The 17,986-nt window shown below is 68.2% G+C and carries 16 protein-coding genes; 1 reads left to right on the top strand and 15 read right to left on the bottom strand.

The window, feature by feature from the left end:
- On the top strand, window positions 1-506 hold a 506-nt coding region (locus QE494_RS10245), incomplete at its 5' end, for an LON peptidase substrate-binding domain-containing protein (protein WP_300043028.1).
- Here the strand turns inward: QE494_RS10245 and garD are convergent.
- The 15 genes from garD to QE494_RS10170 all read right to left on the bottom strand — a co-directional run bounded on the left by garD (window position 499) and on the right by QE494_RS10170 (window position 17,946).
- Window positions 499-2,073 (bottom strand): galactarate dehydratase, encoded by a 1,575-nt coding sequence (gene garD / locus QE494_RS10240; RefSeq protein ID WP_300043025.1) that lies wholly within the window; start codon window positions 2,071-2,073, stop codon window positions 499-501. The two genes, QE494_RS10245 and garD, sit on opposite strands and share 8 nt — an antisense overlap.
- A gap of 11 nt (window positions 2,074-2,084) precedes the next feature.
- Window positions 2,085-3,440, bottom strand: coding sequence for a glucarate dehydratase (gene gudD, locus QE494_RS10235; RefSeq protein WP_300043022.1), 1,356 nt, complete (start codon window positions 3,438-3,440; stop codon window positions 2,085-2,087).
- Between the two features lie 10 nt (window positions 3,441-3,450).
- Window positions 3,451-4,410 carry a tripartite tricarboxylate transporter substrate binding protein gene (locus QE494_RS10230; protein WP_300043019.1) on the bottom strand — a complete coding sequence of 320 codons (960 nt, stop codon included), beginning with the start codon at window positions 4,408-4,410 and terminating at the stop codon, window positions 3,451-3,453.
- Window positions 4,411-4,638: 228 nt separating this feature from the next.
- Entirely contained in the window at window positions 4,639-5,358 is a 720-nt protein-coding gene (locus QE494_RS10225; protein ID WP_300043016.1) for a FadR/GntR family transcriptional regulator, read from the bottom strand.
- 145 nt (window positions 5,359-5,503) lie between these two features.
- The gene (locus QE494_RS10220; protein ID WP_300043013.1) at window positions 5,504-7,342 is read right to left on the bottom strand and encodes a nucleoside-diphosphate sugar epimerase/dehydratase; all 1,839 of its coding nucleotides are present in this window, start codon (window positions 7,340-7,342) and stop codon (window positions 5,504-5,506) included.
- Window positions 7,339-8,859: an aminotransferase class I/II-fold pyridoxal phosphate-dependent enzyme gene (locus QE494_RS10215; protein WP_300043010.1), complete on the bottom strand. Its 1,521-nt coding sequence runs from the start codon at window positions 8,857-8,859 to the stop codon at window positions 7,339-7,341. Before QE494_RS10215 ends, QE494_RS10220 begins: the two co-directional genes overlap by 4 nt.
- Before the next feature lie 17 nt (window positions 8,860-8,876).
- Window positions 8,877-10,007: a UDP-N-acetylglucosamine 2-epimerase gene (neuC, locus tag QE494_RS10210; RefSeq protein ID WP_300043007.1), complete on the bottom strand. Its 1,131-nt coding sequence runs from the start codon at window positions 10,005-10,007 to the stop codon at window positions 8,877-8,879.
- Between the two features lie 3 nt (window positions 10,008-10,010).
- The gene (gene neuB, locus QE494_RS10205) at window positions 10,011-11,057 is read right to left on the bottom strand and encodes an N-acetylneuraminate synthase (RefSeq protein ID WP_300043003.1); all 1,047 of its coding nucleotides are present in this window, start codon (window positions 11,055-11,057) and stop codon (window positions 10,011-10,013) included.
- On the bottom strand, window positions 11,054-11,800 hold the full coding sequence (locus tag QE494_RS10200; protein WP_300043000.1) for an acylneuraminate cytidylyltransferase family protein: 747 nt from the start codon (window positions 11,798-11,800) through the stop codon (window positions 11,054-11,056). Before QE494_RS10200 ends, neuB begins: the two co-directional genes overlap by 4 nt.
- Window positions 11,797-12,483 (bottom strand): bifunctional 2-polyprenyl-6-hydroxyphenol methylase/3-demethylubiquinol 3-O-methyltransferase UbiG, encoded by a 687-nt coding sequence (locus QE494_RS10195; protein ID WP_300042997.1) that lies wholly within the window; start codon window positions 12,481-12,483, stop codon window positions 11,797-11,799. The genes QE494_RS10200 and QE494_RS10195 overlap by 4 nt, the downstream gene beginning before the upstream one ends.
- Before the next feature lie 9 nt (window positions 12,484-12,492).
- Window positions 12,493-13,503 (bottom strand): GNAT family N-acetyltransferase, encoded by a 1,011-nt coding sequence (locus QE494_RS10190; RefSeq protein WP_300042994.1) that lies wholly within the window; start codon window positions 13,501-13,503, stop codon window positions 12,493-12,495.
- The gene (locus tag QE494_RS10185; RefSeq protein ID WP_300042992.1) at window positions 13,503-14,768 is read right to left on the bottom strand and encodes a hypothetical protein; all 1,266 of its coding nucleotides are present in this window, start codon (window positions 14,766-14,768) and stop codon (window positions 13,503-13,505) included. The genes QE494_RS10190 and QE494_RS10185 overlap by 1 nt, the downstream gene beginning before the upstream one ends.
- Window positions 14,765-16,588, bottom strand: a complete 1,824-nt coding sequence (asnB, locus tag QE494_RS10180) for an asparagine synthase (glutamine-hydrolyzing) (protein WP_300042990.1) — start codon at window positions 16,586-16,588, stop codon at window positions 14,765-14,767. The genes QE494_RS10185 and asnB overlap by 4 nt, the downstream gene beginning before the upstream one ends.
- 3 nt (window positions 16,589-16,591) lie before the next feature.
- Window positions 16,592-17,149 (bottom strand): sugar transferase, encoded by a 558-nt coding sequence (locus QE494_RS10175; RefSeq protein WP_300042988.1) that lies wholly within the window; start codon window positions 17,147-17,149, stop codon window positions 16,592-16,594.
- Window positions 17,146-17,946, bottom strand: a complete 801-nt coding sequence (locus QE494_RS10170; RefSeq protein ID WP_300042985.1) for an aldolase/citrate lyase family protein — start codon at window positions 17,944-17,946, stop codon at window positions 17,146-17,148. Before QE494_RS10170 ends, QE494_RS10175 begins: the two co-directional genes overlap by 4 nt.
- Between the last annotated feature and the right edge of the window lie 40 nt (window positions 17,947-17,986).

Genomic DNA, 17,986 nt, shown 5'->3' with positions numbered 1-17,986 from the left:
GGCCCTTCGGCGTGGTCACGCTCACACAGGGCCATGAGGTCCGCCAGGCCGGTACTGGCCCGGAGGCCTTCCATCCGGTGGGCACGCTGGCCACGGTGGCCGAAATCAGCTCGCCCCAGCCCGGCTTGCTGATGATCCAGGCCCACGGCGGCTCGCGCTTCCAGCTTCAGTCCAGCCAGCAACTCAAACACGGCTTGTGGGTGGGGCAGACGCAGCCCCTGGCCGACGATCCGGCGGTGCCGATACCGGAGGATCTGCAGGGTCATGCCACCTCACTGGCCCACCTGCTTGAAACCCTCAGTGCCCACGCCGCCGACGCCCGCAGCCGGATGCCGGTGCGCTCGCCCTGGCATCTGGACGACTGCGCCTGGGTCGCCAACCGATGGAGCGAACTGCTGCCCTTGCCGCTCGAGACCAAGCAGCAGCTCATGGCCCTGGACAACCCGGTCTTGCGGCTGGAGCTGGTGGGCGATTTGCTCTCGCCCGCGCCCTCAGGTCTCAGGTAATCGGTGCCGGATTGAACAGCACCAGCGCGTTGTGCAGCTTCCAGTGCTCGGCCCAGGTCTTCTTGCGACCACTGGCCACCTCGAGCAGCAAGCGGAACATCTCCCAGCCCGTCTCCTCGATCGTCGATTCGCCGTCGGCAATGCGGCCGGCATTGATGTCCATCAGGTCATGCCAGCGCCGCGCCAAGTCCGTTCGAGTGGCTACCTTGACCACCGGGCAGGCGGCCAGGCCATAAGGCGTGCCGCGGCCGGTGGTGAAGATATGCATGTTCATGCCCGCGGCCAGCTGCAGCGTGCCGCAAATGAAGTCACTGGCTGGGGTGGCGGCGTAGACCAGTCCGCTCGTGATGCCTTTGTCCGAGAGCCTCTCCCCCGGCGATAGCGCCCCAGCGATCTGCGCGCTGCCCGACTTGACGATGGAGCCCATGGCCTTTTCGACGATGTTGGACAGCCCGCCCTGCTTGTTGCCCGGCGTGGTATTGGCGCTGCGGTCGGCACTGCCACGCTGCAGGTAAGCGTCGTACCAGGCCATTTCCTTGACCATGGCCTCGGCCACCTCCGGCGTGGCGGCGCGCGAGGTGAGCTGGGCGATGCCATCGCGCACCTCGGTCACTTCGGAGAACATCACCGTAGCGCCGGCGCGCACCAGCAAATCGGTGCAAAAGCCCACCGCCGGGTTGGCGGTCACGCCCGAGAAGGCGTCTGAGCCGCCGCACTGCACACCCACCACGAGGGCGCTGGCCGGTACCGTCTCGCGGCGGCGGCGATTGAGGCGCTCGAGGTGAACGCGGGCCTGACGCATCACGCCCTCGATCATGGACATGAAGCCCACATGCGAGTCGTCTTGCAGGCAAACCACGTCCAGACCCGCGGTGCCATCGGCACGCGTATCGGTGATGGGGATGGTGCCCGGCGGCAGCAAGCGCTCGGGCTGCAGCTTCTCGCAGCCCAGGCTCACCACCATCACCTCGCCGCCGAAGTTGGGGTTGCGGCTGATGTTGCGCAAGGTGCGGATCGGGATCACCGCGTCCGGTGCGTCGATCGCCACGCCGCAGCCGTAGCTGTGTTCGAGACCCACCACGTCGTCAACATGGGGGTAGAGCGGCAGCAGCTCGGACTTGATGCGCTGCACCGCGAAGTCCACCACGCCAGCGACGCATTGCACCGTCTGGGTGATGGCCAGAATGTTGCGGGTGCCCACGCTGCCATCGGCGTTGCGATAGCCCTCGAAGGTGAAGCCCGCCAGGGGCTCCATCGGCGCCACTCGGCTGGTGGCCATAGGCAGGGCCTCGAGCGCGCGGGCCTGGGGCATTTCCAGCACCCGCTCGTGCACCCAGCTGCCGGCCGGCAGGTCTTGGGTCGTGCGGCCGATGGTGACGTCGTAACGCCTGACCTCCGTGCCCGCAGGCAAATCGACCAGGGCCACCTTGTGGCCCTGCGGCACCTTGTCGCGCAGCGTCGGGCCACCGGGCAGGGCAGTGCCCGCGGGCAGGCCGCCGTCATTGGCGACGATGGCCACGTTGTCGGCCGCATGCATGCGAATGAGAAGGGGCGGTCGAGTGGGCATGGCGTCGGGCGTTAGCGCACCAGGCAGGGCTTCTTGGGGTCGAACTTCCAGCCGGGAATCAGGTACTGCATCGCGATCGCATCGTCGCGTGCGCCCAGGCCGTGCTGCTGGTAAAGCGCATGAGCCTTCTCCACCTCGGCCATATCCAGCTCAATGCCCAGACCCGGCTTCTTGGGCACCTGCACGTAGCCGCCTTCGATCTTGAGCGGATCCTTGGTGAGACGCTGGCCGTCCTGCCAGATCCAGTGGGTGTCGATCGCGGTCACCTTGCCGGGCGCGGCCGCGCCGACATGGGTGAACATGGCCAGCGACACGTCGAAGTGGTTGTTGGAATGCGAGCCCCAGGTCAGGCCCCAGTCACGGCAGGTCTGGGCTACCCGCACCGAACCCGCCAGGGTCCAGAAATGCGGGTCGGCCAGGGGAATGTCCACCGCCTGCAGCGCCAGCGAATGGGCCAGCTGGCGCCAGTCGGTCGCGACCATGTTGGTGGCGGTGAGCAGGCCGGTGGCACGGCGAAACTCGGCCATCACCTCGCGACCGGAGAAGCCGTCTTCCGCCCCGCAGGGGTCCTCGGCATAGGCCAGCACGCCATGCAGGTCTCGCAGCAAGCGCACCGCGTCCTTCAGTAACCAGCCCCCGTTGGGATCAAGCGTGACCCGAGCCTGCGGAAAGCGCGCGTGCAAGGCATGTATCGCCTCCACCTCCTCCTCGCCACGCAGCACCCCGCCCTTGAGCTTGAAGTCCTGGAAGCCATAGCGTCGGTGTGCGGCTTCGGCCAGGCGCACCACGGCGTCGGGCGTCATCGCAGCCTCGTGGCGCAGGCGCAACCAGTCATCGGGCGCGGCCTGTTCGCCGGACGGATCGCTGGCCGGATCGACATAGGGAAGATCGGTCTTGTTGCGGTCACCGACGAAGAACAGGTAACCCAGCATCTGCACCGCGTCGCGCTGCTGTCCCTCACCCAGCAAGGCCGCCACTGGCACCCCCAAGTGCTGGCCCTGCAGGTCCAGCAGCGCCGATTCGATCGCAGCGACCGCATGGATAGTGGTGCGCAGGTCAAAGGTTTGCAGGCCGCGCCCCCCGGCATCGCGGTCGGCGAAGCGGGTACGAACGTCCTGCAAGATGGCCTGCAAATCGCCCACAGTGCGCCCTTCGACCAGCGGGCGCGCGTCCTCCAGGGTCTGGCGGATCTTCTCGCCGCCGGGCACCTCACCCAGGCCGGTATGGCCGGCGGTATCCGTAGCGATCACCAGGTTGCGGGTGAAGAAAGGCGCGTGCGCACCCGACAGATTGAGCAGCATGCCGTCGCGGCCGGCGACGGGAATGACCTGCAGTTGGGCGATACGCGGGGCGGAAGACAGGGCCATGGGGGCTTTCTCAGTCGGCAGTGATCTTGCGACTGGTGATCAGGCTTTGCCAGCGGGCATATTCAGCGGCCTGGAAGGCGGCGAACTGCTCGGGGGTGTTCAGGACCATCTCGAAACCGAGGTCCAGCAGCCGGGTTCTGATCGCTGGCTCGTTGAACGTGGCCAGAGTGGCCGCGTGGATACGGGCCTTCACGTCGGCGGGCAGGCCGCGCGGCGCGGCCAGGGCCTGCCAGGAGGTGACGCCCGCGTCCCGAATGCCCAGTTCATCGAGCGTTGGCACATTGGGCAGCAGCGGTGAGCGCTTGGCGCTGGTGATGACCAGCGGCCGCAACTTGCCCGACTGGATCTGCGGCATGGCGGTGTTGATGTTCATGAAGGACGAATCCACCTGGTTGCCCAAGAGGTCGTTCATCACCGGGCCGCCGCCCTTGTAGGGGATGTGGATGCCGGTGGTGCCGGTCTGCTGCCAGAACAGTTCTGCGGTGAGGTGGTCGCTGCTGCCGTTGCCCGAGGAGGCGAAGGCCATCTTGTTCGGGTTGGCCTTCACGAAGGCCATCACATCGGCCATGGTCCTGTGCGGCGAGGCAGCAGGTACCACCAGTACGTTGGGGGCCTGCACGATGATGGTGATCGGGTCCAGGTCTTTGAGCGCGTCATAGGGCGCCTTGATCAGGTGCGGCGCAATCACGAAGGGGCCCAGGGACGACACCAGCAGGGTGTGGCCGTCGGCCGGGGCCTTGGCCACCTGTCCGGTGCCGATGGTGCCGGTGGCGCCACCGCGGTTGTCCACCGCCACCGAGGAGGCGCCCAGGCGCTCCTGCAACTTGGGCGCCAGCACGCGGGCGATCAGGTCGGTGGAGCCGCCAGGCGGAAAGGGCACCACCAGTGTGATGGGCTTGCTCGGGAAGGGCTGCGCGGTGGAAGCCAGTGTGACCAGGCTGGTCATCATGGCAACGATAAGTTTTTTCATCATTTGTCTCCTGGGTCGTGGGTCGTGGATCAAGGTTGGGTACCGAGGCGCAGGCCGGCATCAGCGCCGGTCCGGCTGCTCCCGGCGGTGGGGGCATCGGCAAGGTTTGCCCTGCCACGGTGGACACCGGGCAGAAGCTCACAAAAGAGATAAGACATCATATCTCTGATGATCAATGTCACCGTAGCGAGGTTCCCGGTCGTCGGTCGGCATCACGCGGTCCGCCGATCAGCCCTTGGGCATCGCCCGCCGCCGTCGCTCGCGGCTGTTGCTCAGGTGGGTGCGCATGGCTGCACGGGCCGCGTCGGCGTCCTGGCGGGCAATCGCCTCGTACAGGCTCTCGTGCTCGGCATGGACCCGCTGGAGGTACTCCCGCCGTTCGGGCGTCAAAGGAACGGCGGGCTCGAGCCGAGCGCGCGGAATCATCATGCCGCCCAGGGCAGCCAGCAGGTCCGCGAAATGATGGTTGCGGCTGGCGCGGGCCACCTCCAGGTGGAACTGGAAGTCGGACCCCACCGCATCGCGCCCCTCCTCCACCGCCAACACAAAGGTGTCCAGTGCGGATCGCATGGCCTGCAGATTCGCTGCATCGCGCCGGCTGGCCGCCAGGCCCGCGGCCTCGGTCTCGACCGCGATGCGCAACTCGAGCACCCCGATCACCTCCTGGAGCGTGACGACCTGGTCAGGCGCGATACGGAAGCTGCTGGCGTCACCCGGGCCCACCACGAAGGTGCCCACGCCGTGACGGGTTTCGACCATGCCGGCGGCCTGCAACTTCGACATGGCCTCCCGCACCACCGTTCGGCTGACACCGAATTCGACCATCAGGTCGGCCTCGCGGGGGAGCTTGCTGCCAGCGAGCAGCCGACCGTCACGGATGCGGTCGCCCAGGGCCTGAACGAGGTCGGCGGTGAGAGAGCGGGGTCGGCGAGGGGCGGTCGTGCTCATGCCCGAATTATGGAGCCGTTGATGTACGACGTCTCATCAAACTTGCCATCTCCGTCTGCCATCTGTGCCGGTACGGCCTGGCCTTTGGCACTTCTTTCGCCAGGCCGAAAAGAGGCTGCGCAGCCTCAGCAAGCCGACGCCCCGCTCAGCGCGCCGCGTACTCGGGCACCCGAGACATGAGCCAGGCGCGCACGGCGCCAGCCTCGGGCGCCGGGCCGGCGGTATCGATCCAGCCCTGGACGGCGACCAAGTCCAGCGACTGAAGGCCCGAGACCCGCGCCACCCGCAGCTTGGGGTGAGGCGTGGGCTCGGTGGTCTCGTCGTCGGCCAGCAGCTCTTCGTAGAGTTTTTCGCCGGGGCGCAGACCGCTGAAAGTGATGGGGATCTCTTCCTCGGTTTTGCCCGAGAGCCGGATGATCATGCGGGCGAGGTCCAGGATCTTCACCGGTTCGCCCATGTCCAGCACAAAGATCTGACCCGAGCTTCCCATGAGGCCGGCCTGCAGCACCAGCTGCGCGGCCTCGGGAATGGTCATGAAATAGCGCACGATGTCCGGGTGCGTCACCGTCACCGGCCCACCCTTGGCGATTTGCGATGTGAACAGAGGCACCACCGAGCCGCTCGAGCCCAGCACGTTGCCAAAGCGCACCGACACATACTGCGTGCCCGAATTTTCGGCCGCTACGGCCTGCACCACCAGTTCGGCCAGGCGCTTGCTGGCGCCCATGATGTTGGTTGGGTTGACCGCCTTGTCCGTGCTGATCATCACGAAGCGGCGCACGCCGCACTCGCCGGCCACCCGCGCGGCGTTGAGCGTGCCCAGTACGTTGGTGCGTAGCGCCTCCACCTCATTGAGCTGCTCCATCAGCGGCACATGCTTGTAGGCCGCGGCGTGGAAGGCCACCGAAGGCGCATGGCGCTGGAAAATGGCGCGCAGGCGCTCGGCCTCGCGCACATTGGCGGTGTAGTAAACACCTTGCAGCTGCGGGTGGGCCTCGCGCAGCTCCTGCTCGAGCGCGTAAATCGCGTACTCGGACACATCCACGCACACGAGCCGAGCGGCGCCCAGGCGGGCGATCTGCCGGCACAACTCCGAGCCGATGGAGCCACCCGCACCAGTCACCAGCACCGTCTGGCCGGAGATCATCTCGGCAAGCCCAGCCACATCGAGTTGCACCGGGGTGCGACCCAGCAGGTCCTCCAGCGCCACACGACGCGGACCGGAGGCGGCCGATGGGTCGGCCTGCAGCCAGGCGTCTGCGCGTGGCAGTGTGAGCAGAGTCAGGCCCGCATCGGCCGCCTGCAGCATCACCTCGCGGCGCTGCGGGGCGCCGGGGCTGCTGGCAACCAGGGCGGCCTGGGCCCCGTGGTCTTGCGCGGCCTCGGCCAGGGAGTCGGGCGTGGCCACTACCGTCAGGCCCTGCAGGCTGCGGCCCACCTCTTGCGGCAGTGGCGAGACGATGCCCACCGCACGCCAATGCTGGGAGCCCTTGATGGCGCGCAGGGCTTCGGCGGCCTCCTGCAGCGTGCCCACCACCAGCAGGCGGCGCCCAGCGGCGGCGGCGCCACCTGCGCCTGCACCAGCGCCCGCGTCACGCTCGGCCAACGAACGCGCCAGCGCCCGCGCACCCGCCAGCAGCACCACCACCAGCAGCGGGTGTATCAGGAGCACGGCACGCGGAAACTGCGGCAAACGCAGCATCAGTACCCCGGCCGCTGCCAGCGCGCCGCCCAGGGCCAGGGCCCGCGCCAGCTGGCGCAACTCGGACAAGCTGGCGTAGCGCCAAACATGCCGGTCTACCCGCAGGGCGACCAGGGCTAGCGCATAGGCGGCCAAGGGCACGGCCTGGGCTTGCCAGGCGAGTTCTGCGTAGTCGGTAGGCAGGTCCAGGTTGAAGCGAAGCCAAAAGGCACCCCACCAGGCCAGGCCGATCAGCAACAGGTCGAGTGCGAGCTGCGCCAGCGTGTGGCGGGACCGCATCATGCAGCCGCCCTTCCCCTGTCGGCCTGGTCGCGATCCAGGGCACGCAGCAGCAAGTCGATGACCCGCTCCAGGTCGGCGTCGCTCATGTTCGAGCCGGAGGGCAGGCACACACCGGCTTCGAAGAGCGCCCGCGAAACGTCCTCGCCCGGCGCATGCTCGAAGTACGGCGTACCGGCGAACAAGGGCTGCATGTGCATGGGCTTCCAAACCGGCCGGGCCTCGACCGCATGTCGCTCCAGGGCGTGCAGGAGGCGATCACGGCGCGCGCTGCGGTCCGCGGGATCGCCGCCGGTCAGGGCAAAGCAGGTGAGCCAGCGGGTGGCGTATTGGCCTTCGCCCTCGGGCTGCCAGGCGATGTCGCCGCGGCCAGCCAGGGCCTCGCGGTAACGCTCGAAGACACGCCGGCGCGCCCGCACCCGATCTTCCAGCACCTTGAGCTGGCCGCGGCCAATGCCCGCCAGCACATTACTCATTCGGTAGTTGAAGCCGGTCTCCACGTGCTCGTAATGCGGCGCCGGCTCGCGCGCCTGGGTCGATAGCTTGCGGGCACGGGCCATCAGCGCGGCGTCGTTGCTCACCAGCATGCCGCCGCCAGAGGTGGTGATGATCTTGTTGCCGTTAAAGGAGTAAATGGACAGGTGGCCAAAGCTGCCACTGGCGCGGCCCTTGTACTTCGCGCCCAGGGATTCGGCCGCGTCTTCCAGCACCGGCACGCCGTACTGCTCACAGATCGGCAACAGCGCGTCCATGTCGGCGTTTTGGCCATACAGGTTCACGATCACCACGCAGCGGGGCAGGCGGTTCTCGCGCTGGGCCCATTCGAAGGCGCGCGCCAGCGCCTGCGGCGACATGTTCCAGGTCTGGGGCTCGGAGTCGATGAACACCGACCGGGCGCCGCAGTAGTTGATCGGGTTGGCGCTGCCCACAAAGGTGAGCGAGGAGCAAAACACGGTGTCGCCGGGTTTCACACCCAGCAGCAGCAGGCCCAAATGAATGGCGGCCGTGCCAGAACTCACCGCGGCGGCATGCCCCATGCCCACGTGCGCCGCCAGCTCCTTCTCGAAACCGTCGACATGCGGGCCCAAGGGGGCAATCCAGTTGGTACGGAACGCCTCCTCGACGAAGACGGACTCCTCCTCGCCCAAGTGAGGCGAGGACAGCCAGATGCGGCTGGCCAGTTCACGCGCTGACACCAGATCAATCGGCCGACCAGCTGCGTCCACCACCGGCACATGCTGGATGCTCAGCGCGTTCATGCGTTCCTGCAACTGGGCGGGGGTGACGTTTTCGTCGGCCACCAGGGGCTCGCGCCCGGGCAGGTCGGCCAAGGTCTTGTTGGCGGCGACGTCGCCGAGCACTGCGCGCCGCAAGTCACCGTCGGTGATGGTGCGCAGCAGGCGCCCTTGCGGATCGACCGCAAGCAGCACGCCCTGGGCGGTGTCGTCCATGACCGTGAGCGCCTGCTTCCAGGGCAGACTCACGGGCACGCAGAGGGCATTGAAGGTATCGGCGTTCATGGTGGCAGGGGTCGTGTTCAGTAGGAGTTGACCTTGTTCATCAGGTCAGGGGCAAAGGGCTCATGGGCCAGCAATTCGACGATGCGCTCGCCGGCACGGCCATCGCCGTACACATTGGCAGGAAGGTAGGGCCCGTGCGCGAGCTGGGCCTGCAGGGCGGCCTCAATGGCATCGGTCTGCGGCTCGCAATCGCGGGTATTGGCATTGCGCTGGCGCGCGTTCTGGCGACTGCCCACATTCACCACCGGTGTGCCAAAGCTCGCCGCCTCGATGATGCCCGAGGAGGAATTGCCCGCCAGCAGGTCGGCATGGCGCAAGGCCGCGAGGTAGTGAGAACGCGCGAGGTGACGAATGCGCCGAACACCGGCGCCGTCCAGTGCCTGGAGGATGCCGCCGCCCCCGGCGTCGGCATTCGGATCGAGCCAGACCACCTGGCGGCCGCTGGCAATGACGCTGCGCTCAAGCGCCTGGCGCAGGGCCAGGGTCTGGGCGTAGGCCTCTTGCGCCTCTTGCACCACCGGATGGAACAAGACCAGCGCATAGCGCCCCCCCGCCTCCAGGCCCAGCGCCTGCAAGGTGGCCTCGCGCGAGAGGCTGGCTTCGGCCTCGATGCCATCGAGGCTGGGCGCACCCGTGACCCACACCTGCGCAGGCCGCTCGCCCATGCGAACCAGGCGGTCGCGCGATTCTTCCGTGGCCACGAAATGCCAGTGACTGAGTTTGCTGATCGCGTGGCGTACCGGTTCGTCCACCGTGCCGGAGCGCTCACCTCCATGCAGGTGGGCGATGGGAATGCCCCGGTGCAGGGCCGCAATCGCGCCAGCGAGCATTTCGCCACGATCGCCCAGGAGCAAGACAAAGTCAGGGGCGTGGTCGCGCAAAGTGTCGGTCAGGCCGATCACCGCCTGGCCGATGCCGTGGGCCATGGCATCGACGCTGCGTTCATCGACCCCGGTGGGGATGCGCGCGACGATGGGCAGGCCCGTCGCCTCGATCTCTTGCACCGTGAGGCCATAGGCCGGGCTCAGGTGCATGCCGGTCACCGCCACCTGCAGCGACAAGGCGGGATGGGCCGCGATGCGCGCAAGGGTGGAGGCCATCAGGCCGAAATCCGCCCGCGTGCCGGTGAGATACAAGATCTTGCGCATCGCTCAGGCGCTTTCCAGCAGGTCCCAGTGGAGGGTGGTGTCGGCCGCCACATCGGCGGCCAAGCGCCGGCCGGGCAATGAGGCCAGGTGCTCGGGCTGTATGCCGGTACCGGGGCGGCGCAGGACGAGGTCGGCCGCCGTGAGCACATGCCCGCGCGGCCGGGCCGCCGCCAGCACCACGCTGCGCCGCGCGACATCGCGGGTGTTGGCCTCGACGGCCGTGGGCTGCTTGACGCCGTCACCGCGCATGGCCTCGACCAGCCGGATGCCGCGCACCATGGCGGCAAACTCCTGCGGGTCGGCCGAGGCGAGGTGGTCGGGCCCCGGCAGGGCTTTGTCCAGGGTCAGGTGCTTTTCGATCAGGGCTGCGCCGAGGGCAACGGCGGCCAGGGCGGCCTCCACACCCTGGCTGTGGTCAGAGTAGCCCACCGGCAAGCCGGTGGCCTGCGCCATGGTCTGGATGGCCAGCAGGTTCAGCGCTTCGGCGGGCGCGGGGTAGGCCGAGGTGCAATGCAGCAGGTGCAAGTTGTGGGCATCCGGCGCTGCGTGGCCCGCAGCCAGACGCGCCTCGCGCACCCATTGCACCGCCCGCTGCACCTCCTGGAGCGTGGCCATGCCCGAGGACATGAGCATGGGCAGGCCAGTGGCCGCCGCATGCTGCAGCAAGGGCTTGTTGGTGATCTCGCCAGACGGCATCTTCAGGCGCTGCACGCCCAGGCGCACCAGCAGGTCGACGGCCGGCTCAGAAAACGGCGTCGAGAAAAACTCGATGCCGATGCGTGCGCAGTGCGCAGCCACCTGTGCGTGGCCCGCCTCGTCGAGCTCGAGGGCCTTGATCATGTCGAACTGGCTGGTGGCACCGGTGTTAGTGCGCTGGTAGTCGGCGGTCGCGGCGCTGCGCGTGACCACGTCCTCCGCGCGGAAGGTCTGGAACTTGACCGCATCGGCTCCCGCTGCAAGCGCCGCATCGGCCAGTTGCAAGGCCATGGCCACGTCACCGTTGTGGTTCACGCCGGCTTCGGCGATGACAAAGACTTTGCCGTGCTTCATGTCTGACTCTCAAGGGAAGAAGGGGTGGCGGCGCCGGTGCGACCGCTGGTGAAGAGCCACTCGGCGGTGTCGAAATCGAGCCGGTCGTCGATGTCGATGGAGCGCTCGCGCGGCATCACCAGGGGGCACATGTCCACGCTCCAAAAGCCATCACGCACCGCCCGGGTCAGCGCGTCACGGCGCCAGACATAGATGGCGCCGTTCAGCCCCCATACCTCGGGAACCGCCTGGCGAGCCACGGCCTGGCCCGAGGCCAATGGCTTGGATAGGCAGAGGCCCCCCTCGGGGGCCGCCTCGACCAGCGTGTAATAGGGGTTGTGCGAAGGCTGCGTCACGCTGACCACCAGGCCGGCACGATCGCGCAGCGCCAGGGCTGCCTGCAGGTCGTGTGCACTTCGCAGGGGTGAGGTGGGCTGCAGGTCGACGATGGCGGCAATCTGCGCGCCACCAGCTTCGAGGTGGGCCGCCAGGTGCTCGATAGCGGGCAGCTTGCCGGCGCTGTCGGTGGCGAGTTCAGCGGGGCGCAGATAGGGCACCTGCGCGCCATGGTCGCGCGCCACCTGGGCGATTTCTTCGTCGTCGGTGGAGACGTACACGCCCTCGATCTGCGGGCAGGCCAGGGCCTGGCGGATGCTGTGCGCGATCAGCGGCAGCCCGGCGAAGGGCAGCACGTTCTTGCGCGGCAACCCCTTGCTGCCGCCACGTGCGCAGATCGTCGCAATGAGGGCGCCCGATGCAGTCACGCCTCGGCCTTCCTCGCGATGATCACCCACTCGGCGTGGACCTTGCTGCGGTTTTCGAGGGTGCGGGAAACCTGCTCGATCTGCAGCACGTTCCAGGGCTTGAACAAGGCGGACAGGTCGGCCTCGGAGGCAAAGCGCACGATGCCAGTGCCGGCAAACGGGCCCTCGCTACAACGCCAGGCGTTGTGCCCGTGCGCCTCGCCGGTGCCGTCGCCCCAGGTGCCAGCGGCGGGGGTACGCACATACAGCCAGGCCCCGGGGCGGGCCACGCGGTGCATTTGCGCATAGACGCGGCAGGCGCTGTCATGGTCGACGCAGGTGACGGCGTCGTTGTCGATCACCGCGTCGAAGTGGTTGTCGGCCCAGGGCAGCGGTTCGCACATATCGCCCACGCGCAGGCGGTCCGCGTCGCCGCGGTTCCAGCCGGGAAGCTCGGTGTCCAGGCGTTGACGGGCCTGCGCCGCGCCGGCCTCGCTGCCTTCCAGGCCGTGCACGCCAAAGCCTTCACGGGCGAAGTACCAAAGATTGGCGCCAGTGCCAAAGCCGACCTCGAGCAGCTTCACGTCGCTGCGAGGCTGGCGGGCGTAAAAGCGCTGGGCGCAAAAGCGAATCAGATCTTCCGGGGGATAGCGGCCCCAGGCACGGGTGCTGAAGATCTCTTCCCAGAGGGCGTCACGGCTCATGAGGCACTTTCAGTCAAGTAGAAGTCGGGGTGGCGGATGGTCCCGGTCAAAGCCGAGCCGGGCGGCCGCCGCCCAATAGCGATTGTCGTCGTGGATGGCCTCCCCCACTGAGAAAGGCAGGGTGCGGCGGGAAAAGCCCAGTTTGTAGAACAGGAGGGGGTTGTCGGGTGTCGGGTCGGTGCCGCCCCCGAGGTACAGGGCCTGTGCGCCCTGCGCCTGGCCCCAGGTGGCGGCCTGTGCCTGCATCAGGCTGGGCGTGCCGCTGTCCTTACCCTCCGCGCTGCTCGCGCCCAGGTGGTATTCGAGCAGGCCGCCCTCCAGCAGATACACGCCCGCCGACAGCCAACGCCCCTCGCGCTCGCACACCAGCAGGTAGGCGCAGGGCAGCCGCGAGAGGGCTTCAAAGTAAGCGTCGGGGAAGAAGTAGAACGCCGTGGCTTGTACGTCCTGCATCGCCTGCCGGTAGAACGGGGCGTAGCGGACCCAATCAGCCGCCTCGCGGCTCCAACGGGTCTGCACACCCGCCTGCTGCGCGCGGCGGATTTTGCGGCGGGTGAGGCTGTTGAAGCCGGCCGCTACATCGGGCACGGTCAGGTCGACCGAGACGGTGGGGCGGTTCTCGCGCACCCTGCCGCCAAAGGCTAGGGGCGACGACGGCAATTGCGGGTGGAAACGGCAAAACTCGGCCAGCACGCCTTCCTCACGGCACCAGGTCTGCCAGGCCGCCCAGGCTTGGGCATGCAGGGCCGGATCGGTGGCCGGCGTGATTGGGCCGCCATAGCCATAGGGGGAGGTGGCGCCCCACTGACCGGTCTGGTCACTCAGGGCTCGCAGGTGGACGCTATGCATCCACTCAAAGCCCGCGCCCTCCAGGCACGCATGCACGCAGCGCAGCGCGGGATCGCGCTGGGCATCCGCCGCCGCAAAAGCCGGGCTCAATGACGCGACGCGCAGCGCGGGCGGCAGCTGCTCAAAGCGCGCCTGCGCCTCAGAGGTGGACAGGGCCACGATGCGTGCCATCAGGTGGCTCCTGCGTTGGCCAAGCGGCGGGCAAGCGCCAGCACCCGCGCGGCGGCCTGGCCTGGGGTGCCATCGGCCGCCCGCGCAGTGGCAGCGACGGGCAACGCCAGTTCGCTGGTAATGGCGTCCAAAGCAAGTTCGCGCTGCGCGATGCCCATCGCCCGGTAAGGGCTCAGGCCGTCCAGGATGGAGCCGCGCACCTGAGTCACCTCACGCCCTGCCAGGGCCGCCTCGACCCCGACGGTGGACACGGTCACCACCACCTCGTCGCAGGCATGCAAGTAGGAGTGCAGCGGGCCCTGCGCGACGCGGATGCGGGGATGGTCTGCGGCCTCAACGTCGTCGGCTGGCGCCTCGCTGGGGTGGCGACGCACCCACAGGGCCAGCGCCGGATTGCGTTGCACCGCCTCGATCAGCTGCGCCTCGATGCGCCTGGGCCAAGCGGGGTCGCCTCGCCCGGCGATGCCCGTCACCTCTTCGGGTTCGGGCGAAGACGCGTAGAACAACACATGCAGCGCCGACCAGCCCGCCTCGCGCCGAAGGGCCTGGCCCTGGGCGATCACGGCGGGGTCGTGGATGCTGTCGAAGGCCGGGTTACCGGTCACGTGAATGTGCGCCGCCGGACGCCCTGCAGCCACCAGGCTGGACGCCACCTGCGGATTGAGCACGCACAAGGCGTCTGCATAGTCGGGGCGGACCAGCCAGTCACGCTCCCATAAACCAAAGAGGTCGAGCAGGCACAGGCTGGGCACGCCCTGGCGGCGCGCCGCCAGCAAGGCCGCACGCTCGGCGCGCGGCGAATTGGTGGCAAGCACACACGCGGGCCGCCAGCGCTCGATGGCGCGCTCCAGCACGCGCACCGGCAGGAAGGCCTGGCGACCATACTGCGCGAAGCGCGCAGCAGCCTCGGATTCGCCCACATCGGCTTCGAGCTCGGCGTACGACAAGCCCAGGTAGGCCAGCGACTCCTCGCGCTGCGCTGCCTGCACTGACAGGGTCCGCACCAGGCGCTCGCCATGCTGGAGGGCCTGTGTGTCTGAGGGCCCCAGCAGATCGGCGAAGCCGTAGGTGGGCACGCCCGCCTCGCGCGCGGGCGCAGCGGCGGTGGTGAGGGCGAGAAAGACCACACGCGCCAGGCCCTGCGCCTGGGCCTGCCGGGCGACGGGCAGCAAGGCCTTCACATGCCCGCCGCCATAGGCGACAAAAAGCCACACCGGCAAGGACGAGGCCGAGCCAGCGCCGGGCATTGCCGCCACACGCGTCATGCGCCGACCCCGACGTCAAAGCCATGCTGCGCGGCCCCCCGCTCCCACAGCGCCAGCGCCGCCAGCGCCCGCAGCTCGCGGGTGTGGTTGGCGCTGCCGGCGCGGTGCCGCTCGAGCATCTGCGTCACTGCCGTGGGCTCGAACAGCTGTTGCAGCAAGTCGCTGCCGCCTAAGGTGCGCGCCAGCCAGGGGTAGCTTTCCTTGCGGAACCACTCGCCCACCGGCACGGTGAACATCTGCTTCTTGCGGTGGGCCAGGTCCTCGCCGATGAGGGGTGCCACCGCCTTCTTGTACCAATGCTTTTTATCGCCTTCGGGCGAGAGCTTGGTGCGCCCCTTCGAGCGGAAAGCCAGCTCCATCATTCGCCAGTCGAGGAAGGGCGTGCGCGCCTCGATCGACACCGCCATGCCCATGCGGTCGGGCTTGACCAGGTTGTTGCCCGAGAGCAGCAGCTGCATGTCCAGGTACAGGGCTTGGTTGATGCGGTCGTAATGCGCGGCCTCGTCGAACCAGGGTTTGGCAGCGGCTTCGAGGCTGTCGATGCCGGCCAGGCGCGCTGCCACCTCGGGCCGGTACAGCGCGGCGCGGGCCTCGGGGGTAAAGAGGGAGATGGAGTCGAAGTAGCGGCGGCGAAAGCTCGCGTCGTCTAGTGTGTCGACTCCGGGCTGGGCAAAGAACTGCTCGTACTTTTCATAGCCAGCAAAGAGCTCGTCGCCACCATCGCCGGTGAGCACCACCTTCACATGCTTGGCAGCCAGCTCTGAGACGCGCAGCGTGGGCATGAAGGAGGCGTCGCCGTGCGGCTGGTCCAGGTGGTGCAGCACCATCGGCCAGCGCTCGAGCATGTTCAGCTCGGCGATCTCGAGGGTGTGGTCGCAGCCAAATCGCTTGGCTGCCTCTGCGGCAAAGTGCGACTCGTCAAAGCGCGGGTCGGCAAAGCCGATGCAAAACGTTTTGACCGGCGCCTGCACATGGTGCGCCATGAGGGCGACGATGGTGGACGAATCCACCCCGCCCGACAGAAAAGCTCCCCAGGGCACATCGGCGCGCAGGCGAATACGGGTGGCGTCGTCCAGGATGGAGAGGAACTCCTCCTGCCATTCGGAAAAGTCGTGGTCACGCTCCTGCTGGTCGGCCAGCGACCACCAGCGCTCGGTGCGCACCGCGCCGCTGCGGCTCCACTTCATCCAGGTGCCGGGCATGACATGGCGCACGTCCTGCCAGGCCGTCCAAGGCGCAGGAATGTAGTTGAAGGCCAGGTAGTGGTGAATGCCCTCCAGGTCGACACCCGGCTTGGCGCCACGCGCTTCGATGGCTGGCAGCAGCGCCTTGATCTCCGAGCCGAAAACCATGCGCTGGCCGTCGTCATGCACATAGAGGGGCTTCACGCCGATGCGGTCACGCGCGAGGTAGAGGGCGTCTTCACGCGCGTCGTCGATCGCAATCGCGAACATACCGTTCAGGCGCCGAAGGCAGGCGATGCCCTCGCGCTCATACAGGCGCAAGATCACCTCGGTGTCAGAGTGCGTGTCGAGTCGCACGCCCTGGGCGCGCAGCTCCTGGGCCAGTTCGACGTGGTTGAAGATCTCGCCGTTTTGCACCACGGCAATGGCGCCGTCGTCCGAGACGAAGGGCTGGTGGCCACCCGCCAGGTCGATGATGGACAGGCGCCGATTGCCCACCGCCACGCCACGCGGCATCTGGTGGCGCACGCCCTCGTCGTCCGGCCCGCGGTGCACGATGCTGCGCGCCATGGCAGTCAAAACGCTGGGGGCGAGCGCCTCGCGGCGGCGGTCCCAGTAGCCAAAGATGCCGCACATGACTCAGTTGCTCCCTTGGCCAGACAGGCGGCCCAGCGTCCACCACAGGATGCGCAGGTCCAACCAAAGGCCGGCCTCGCGGGCGTATTGCAGGTCCAGCGCCAAGCGCTGCTCGGGCGTCGCCGCCGAGCGCAGGCGTGCCTGGGCCAGGCCCGTGACGCCAGGCCGAACGCTGCAGCGCGCGGCCCAGTCGGCCTCCGAATACAGCGCCCGCTGCGCCGGCACGTCGGGACGCGGGCCCACCAGGCTCATGTGGCCCAGCAGCACATTGAGCAGTTGCGGCAATTCATCGAGGCTGGTGCGGCGAATGAAGCGGCCCACGCGGGTGATGCGCGGGTCGTCTGAGGCGGTGTGATACGGGCCGATGGCCGCTGCGTTCTTCACCATGCTGCGAAACTTGTACATGCCGAACTCACGCCCGTGGCGGCCGACCCGCACCTGGCGAAACAGCACAGGCCAGCCGTCCTCCCACCACACCGCCAGGGCGGTCCCCAGGAGCAGGGGCGACAGCAGCAGCAAGGCCAGGGCCGACAGCAGCAGGTCGAACAGGCGCTTGATCATGTGCCCAGACCCGCGGCGATTCGGGTGATGGTCTCGCGGGTGGCGGCAGCGTCGCGGGCCACAGCCACCGCGTCACGCGTAGCCAGCTGACCTTCGGCCTCGCGCAGGGCGGCGACCTCGCGCTCAAACACCGCATCGCTATCAGGCCGATGAAACGTGCGCGAGAGGATGACCGCGCCCGAGCCCAGACGCTGGTGCTCGGCCAGCACCGCCCGCCCGGGCAACAGGCCCTCGTCGAGCCGGGCGATGCCGCCAAAGCCAAAACGCAGGCCCTGCGCGTGCGCCGCCTGGGCGACGCGGTCGACTAGGCCCAGGGCCAGGGACTCGAACATGAAGCGCTGGCCCAGCGACAGGTGCAGGTCGTTGAGGCCCATGTACACCTCCCACAGGCCGGGGGTGGTGATCCACTCGTCCAGCGTCGCCAGCGCGCCTGCCGTCTCGAGCAGGGGCACGATGGGGCAGCGGCCCGCCACCAGCGCGGCGAAGGCACGCAGGGTAGCGGCGTCTTCGAACATGGGCAGCATGAGGAGGTCTGCGCCGCGGGTCAGAACCGCGTCGACCTCCTCGGCGCTGCCCGGGTGCAAGGGGTTCACCCGCACCATCAGCCGGGCGCGCGCGAGCTGGGACTTGATGCGGTCGACATCATCGAGCGCGTGGGTGCTGATGAAGGTGTTGCGACCCGCCTGGCGCTCGGCCTTGCCCAGACGCTCGAGGTCGACCCACAGGCGCAGGCCCGGGATGGCGTCGCAACGGCGCGCGAAGGCCGGGTCGTTGGTGATTTGAATGAGGTCAAGCATGGGCGCAGGCAGCCTGCGATTATCGCCGCTGGGCGACGCA

The sequence above is a fragment of the Ramlibacter sp. genome (assembly GCF_029866045.1).
Lineage (GTDB): Bacteria > Pseudomonadota > Gammaproteobacteria > Burkholderiales > Burkholderiaceae_C > Ramlibacter.
Note: the sequence above shows the minus strand (reverse complement) of the source record. Positions and strands in the feature narration are given on the sequence as shown.